The sequence below is a fragment of the Dysgonomonas sp. UBA7710 genome, assembly GCF_002482385.1.
Lineage (GTDB): Bacteria > Bacteroidota > Bacteroidia > Bacteroidales > Dysgonomonadaceae > Dysgonomonas.
On sequence record NZ_DLFW01000041.1, the window covers coordinates 103,719 to 109,769 of the forward strand.

2 protein-coding genes are annotated in these 6,051 nt (G+C 38.9%); one reads left to right on the forward strand and one right to left on the reverse strand.

Translation table 11 applies throughout. From position 1 onward, the window contains the following. Window positions 1–113: 113 nt before the first annotated feature. Window positions 114–2,681: a glycoside hydrolase family 3 C-terminal domain-containing protein gene (locus B3317_RS12940; RefSeq protein WP_291112256.1), complete on the reverse strand. Its 2,568-nt coding sequence runs from the start codon at window positions 2,679–2,681 to the stop codon at window positions 114–116. 540 nt (window positions 2,682–3,221) lie between these two features. Between B3317_RS12940 and B3317_RS12945 the strand changes: the two genes are divergently transcribed. Next, entirely contained in the window at window positions 3,222–5,804 is a 2,583-nt protein-coding gene (locus tag B3317_RS12945; RefSeq protein ID WP_291112258.1) for a hypothetical protein, read from the forward strand. Window positions 5,805–6,051 lie beyond the last annotated feature (247 nt).

A 6,051-nucleotide genomic window follows, 5' to 3' on the forward strand; every position in this document is an offset into this window, starting at 1 on the left:
CTAATTTACAAATTTGCTAATTAATTATTCCAAAGAACCATTAGCTAACAACTAAAGGCTATCAGCTAATAGTATAGATAAAGTTTTCAATTATTTATTCAATAAAAAGGCCATTAGTCCAGTATAAAACTCTTTGTCAATTTTATATCCTGAGACGAAGTTCCAACCATAAATTCATAGTCACCTTTGGGGGTAACAAATGTTTCCGTTGCATCGTCCCAGTACCTCAGCAGGTCTTTTCTTATATTTATTTCCACATTTTTCGTTTCACCTTTTTTCAGGATATTACGCTGGAACCCTTTCAATTCTTTTATCGGCATGACGATTCCCCGAGAAGGTATTTTTACATATACCTGAGAAACCTCATCCCCAGCCATACGCCCGGTATTTTTCAGTTCGAAGGAGACTTTGATATTATCTCCGTTGTCATTTACCTGTATGTTTTTGTAAGCGAATGTTGTATAGCTCAATCCATAGCCGAACGGATACAACGGCTTCCCTTTAAAGTATTGATAAGTACGCCCTTTGGTAATGTCATAATCGCCGAAAGGCGGGATTTCTTCAAGGCTGTTATAGTATGTAACAGGCAATCGCCCGCCCGGATTATATTCTCCGAACAACACTTCCGCTACGGCTGTACCGCCCTGTTCTCCCGGATACCATGCGTTCACAATGGCAGGGATATACTCGTCTATCCAATTGATAGCCAGAGAACTTCCTGCAACCAAAACGACTACGATATTCGGGTTGACTTTATATATTTCCTGTATAAATTCCATCTGGTCGGCAGGCAAAAGAATATCATACCTGTCCTGTCCTTCGCGTTCGATGGTTTTATTTATTCCTAAAACAGCTATTACCTGCTCGCATTCCCTGACAGCCTTTCCGGCCTCACCGTACATATCCAGACGCTGCTTTGTTCCAATATCCGGAATCTTCCAATACAATCTGGCTACAGCATTGTCGCGGTTATTGAAATATTCGGCCCTGATGTCGTATTCTTTACCTGCTTCGAGATGCAGAGATACCGAATCGGTGGCAATACTACGTTCAACCCATGCATCTATTAATTTCTCCCCATTGATGAAAAGGCGGCTGCCATCATCGGCTGTATAGTATATCGTATAATCTCCGGATACCTCGGGACGTAATTTTCCCGACCAACGGATCGAAATTGGGAACGAAGGAATAAACGGGTCTGGCGCCTGATTGGCAGGTTCGAAGTTTACCCATTCTTCGGCGCGTACTCTTGGTGTTCCCGAAAGTTCCATATTAGTGAAATACTCGGTCTTCAGACCTCCGGGAAAATAGCGGGCTGAAATCATCTCCTTACCGTCCATCGCCGATTTCCACGGCGCATATACTATTTTCACTTTATCCCCGACCTTGTCTTTGATTCCCTGAAGAATAGAAACCGGAACATTAGCCGGAATACCGCTATAATCTCCAAATTCGGAATTCCCGGCATTAATACCGACTACAGCTATAGACTTCACTTTTTTAGGGTTCAGAGGTAAGGTCCGGTTGTTATTTTTTAATAAGACTATACTCTGGCGAGCCGCTTCAAGAGCCAGTAGTTTATGCTCTTCGGAACCAACAACCGATGGAGATATTTTATTATAAGGATTAAGATCTGGATCGTCGAATAATCCAAGATGCATCCTTGCCCTCAATACCCGGTATGCAGCCGTATCTATATCAGCCTGACTGACCATATACTGATTATATGCATTCAGGAGGGGCTGCATATAAACATCATCGCCGCATTCGAGATCGAGCCCGGCCTTTATCGACAGAGTAGCGGCAGCTTCCTTTGTTTTTACATATTTCATTGCCGACACTAAAAGGCTTGGGCCTCCGCAATCGGAAACAACATATCCGTTAAAGCCCCAATCGTGCCGCAAAACCTTTGTCAATAGCCATGGATTGGCCGTACATGGGACATCATTTATCGCATTATATGCCGACATGACAGATGCGGATTTACCATCTTTCACACACATTTCGAAGGCCGGGAAATAATACTCACGTAGTTGTCTCTCCGGTATTTGCGGATTGCAGACAAATCGATTGTGTTCCTCATTATTAGCTGCGAAATGTTTAGGAGTGGAAACTATTTTAAGATAATGGGGATCATCTCCCTGCAATCCTTTTACAAATGCAGTACCTAATACGCCCGACAAATAAGGATCTTCCCCATAAGTCTCAGGTGTACGCCCCCATCGCGGGTCACGGGCCATATTCACGGTAGGCGACCAGAATGTAAGCAGGTCGGTAAAACGTTGGGTCTGCAATCTGCCCTGGTCCAGTTCATTCCACCGGCCACGGGCTTCATCGGATATGGCAGTTGCTATTTTGTGATGCAGCTCCGGATTCCACATACTGGCCAGGCCTATCGCCTGCGGGAAAACCGTGAAACGGCCCGGACGGACAACCCCGTGCAACGATTCGTTGCCATGATAATACTTAGGTATCTGCAAACGGGGGATTCCCGGAGAGGTTGCCCTCAGAAGGCTTATTTTTTCTTCTATGGTAAGCCTCGATAACAAATCCATTATGCGGTCATGTACCGGTGCTTTTTCATCCAGATATACATCTTTTTTCTGTTGAGCATTTAAACCGGCTGACAGGGAAACCAACAGCAAGGTGAACAATCCACATACTAAAAACTTTCTAACCATTATTCTGCTTTTTATTATAAGTTAAAAACTACTCGTTCAACTACTTCCTGAGGCAATGTTTGATCTTTCAGGTATTGCCGGATACAGAACAGACTGTTATCCTGAAGACAAAGATAGTTGCAGCACATTAATAAGGGAATAAAAAACAGATAATGCCCGGATAAAAATTATAATAAAATAGCATAAAAAGGATACTAACCTGGCATATAACATTCACTTTATCTCCATTTTATGAAATTTGTAAAATACAAAGTCATTGATAGAATTAATAACGATTCAAAATAAGCCGGCGTATTTTATGGGCGTGAATAAATATTCGCCCTTATGGCCTGCAAGATGTCAATAAATATATAATACGACTCAATTAGCTGGAAAATAATTAATGAATGGATAAAAAAAAGATAAATATTATAGCCGGTTCCGGATATAACTATCGTATTCATATTTAGTTTTTTTATTTTTTTGCAAACATGAAGAATTATTCTAATTTTACAAGATACTATAAGTTTTCCTTAGTCATACAGAAAAGCCACCTAATCAATGAATAAAGTAAGTTTCCTGATTTTAATACTTATATTGAGCCTTTGTTCCGCACATGCACAAGATAAATCGAATAAATTGGACTATGGGCTGTTTATAAAATCCCACCCGGAAAGTGATTCTCAAAAAACATCATTTATTTTGGAGAACGGCTCTTCCTTAAAACTGGGTAAAGAGCTTACAATGTCATTTGAAATGTATATCCGCCCTGAATACTTATTTGGAATGGTGTTTCGTATTATCACGGATAAGAAAGAAAACATAGACCTGATGATTACCGTCAGCGATGATAACAAGCGATATCCTCTCTTAGCCATTAATGAAGCAGCTCATACAGTATCACAGGAAATTATCTGCGGGCAATGGGTTCCTGTCAGTATCACTTTATCAAGAGAACGTAAAGAAATCACATTGTCATATGGCTCGACGTCATTAACTAAGCCCTACGATCTATCATCATCTTCAGAGGTTTATATTTCTTACGGAATCAGTCCTATCGAAAATTTCGGAATTACCGACATTGCTTCTGTAAATATCAAGGATATTAAAATATTCCATAACGGGACTCTGACCCGTTATTGGAAACTGAAAGAACACAATCAGAATATATCCCTCGATTCAATATCGCAAGTTCCGGCTATCGCAACTAATCCGAAATGGATTATAGACGATTATTCATCCTGGAAAAAAATTTATTCGAAAAAGATTAAAGACAATTCCCAGTTTACATTCGATCACGATCATCTGTTTTACATCGTGTCTCCGGATTCCAAAAATATATCAGTCTTCGACTCAAAATCCGGAGGAGAAACAGAAATTATATCCAGAGGAGGATATATGGTTGCCAATGTAGCGAATATGATCTATTTCGATACCATTAGAAATCACATAGTCACCTATAACTTAGATGAAGATATAACTTCTACGTTCTCTTTCGAAACGAATAGCTGGAGTTATCCCTCGAAACCTGTAAAAGAGCCGGGCTATATGAACAATACCGCGGTTTATCTGGCTAATGAGTTTACTCTTTACTCTTTCGGCGGCTATGGGTTTTATAAATATAACCACGATTTAATAAAAATGAATACAGAGGGGGGAAGCATGAAGAAATTTCAACTCTCCGAAATTTCGCCCAGATTTTCAGCCTCTTCGGCAATTGTAGATAATCAGATGTATATATTTGGCGGGCGTGGCAGTAAGTCCGGGAGACAGGAACTTTCTCCACGTAACTATTATGACTTCTATTCGGTAAATCTCATTATGGGACAAGCGAATAAATTATGGGAAGAAGAAAATACAGACGGAGACTTCATGCCCGGAGAAAACATGGTTTATGATAAGGAAAGAGACTGTTTTTATCTGTTTACGACAAAAGACGGAGGAACTCTGTTTAAAATCAGGGCTGATAAAAAAGGATTCGAACAGATATCCTACCCTATCCATGAAGACCTCGAAGCCTTTTTCTTATATACGAACCTATATTATTCAGCTTCTCAGCAAAAGCTATTTGCCCTTTTTTACAGAAAGGTGTCCGATGCGGAATCCTTACTCTCGATTTACTCCCTCGATTTTCCGCCGATTTATATAGCCGATCTACAGCAGGCAGTTGTAAAACAATCCGATAGTGAGGACGATTATGTATTGCCTATTGTTATTTCGATCCTATGCGTTGCCATAATCTGCGCAGTATTTGTCCTGTTAGTCAGAATAAGAAATAAAAAACAAGAAAATACGGGAGATAAGGAGATAAGCACATCCGACAATGTACAGGAAAAAAAATCAGACATAGAAAGAATCCCGGACGAACTTGTTATTCAGAAACAAAATCATTACAATTTTGAAAAACAATCGGTCTGTCTGATCGGAGGATTTACAGTAAAAGATAATAAAGGGAATGATATCACGGGAATGTTTACCCCTACCCTGAAATATTTGCTTGTTTTACTCATATTATATACACAGAAAGACGCAAGAGGTATATCCGGTAAAAAAGTAATACAGCTTCTATGGTTCGATAAGGATGAAGTTTCTGCAAAGAAAAACAGGAATGTATATTTCAGTAAACTCAGATCTATATTCGAAAGTGTGGGTGGCGTTGAAATCGGAAGCCAAAATGGCTTTTGGTCTATTAAATTTGACGAAAGCATCACTTGCGACTATTTTGAAGCGATGCAGTTATTTTCTGTAATAAAAGAAAGCCAGTCCGATGACCGGGATTCGATAAACCGCCTTCTCGAATTACTATTGAGAGGTGTATTATTACCTAATACTGAAACAGACTGGACTGATAATTTTAAAAGTGATTTTTCCAATCTGACGATAGATGTTCTGACTGATATATTGCAAAGTGGAAAATATCAACCGGATGATAATATGAAGCTTAATATAGCTGATACAATTCTTTTACATGATTTTATAAATGAGGAAGCTCTATATCTGAAATGCTCGATTCTGTTTAACTCAGGGAAAAAAGGAATTGCCAAAAGTATTTACGATAATTTCTGTAAAGAATATTTGAATCTGCTGGGTGTTCAATACAAATATTCTCTGACAGATGTGATAGAGAAAAAGTTTGAAAATTAGTTTCTCATTCTGATAAAATATACTTTCTTCAGGGGCTTGTGGGCCACAAGCCCCTTTTTATTTAGGGCAAATCCGAAATTTAATCTTTTTGAAAAAGTTTATCTATATAATTATAGCTGATAGCCTTTAGCTGTTAGCTAATGGTTCTTTGGAATAATTAATTAGCAAATTTGTAAATTAGCATATTAGCAAATGTTTTAAACTAAAAGTGATAAGTAAAAAACTAAAAGTGAAAGAAAATGAAAAA

Excerpts from the sequence above, each read along its gene's own strand:
- B3317_RS12940 (WP_291112256.1), bottom strand. The coding sequence starts at position 2,681 with ATGGTTAGAAAGTTTTTAGTATGTGGATTGTTCACCTTGCTGTTGGTT.
- B3317_RS12945 (WP_291112258.1), top strand. The coding sequence starts at position 3,222 with ATGAATAAAGTAAGTTTCCTGATTTTAATACTTATATTGAGCCTTTGT.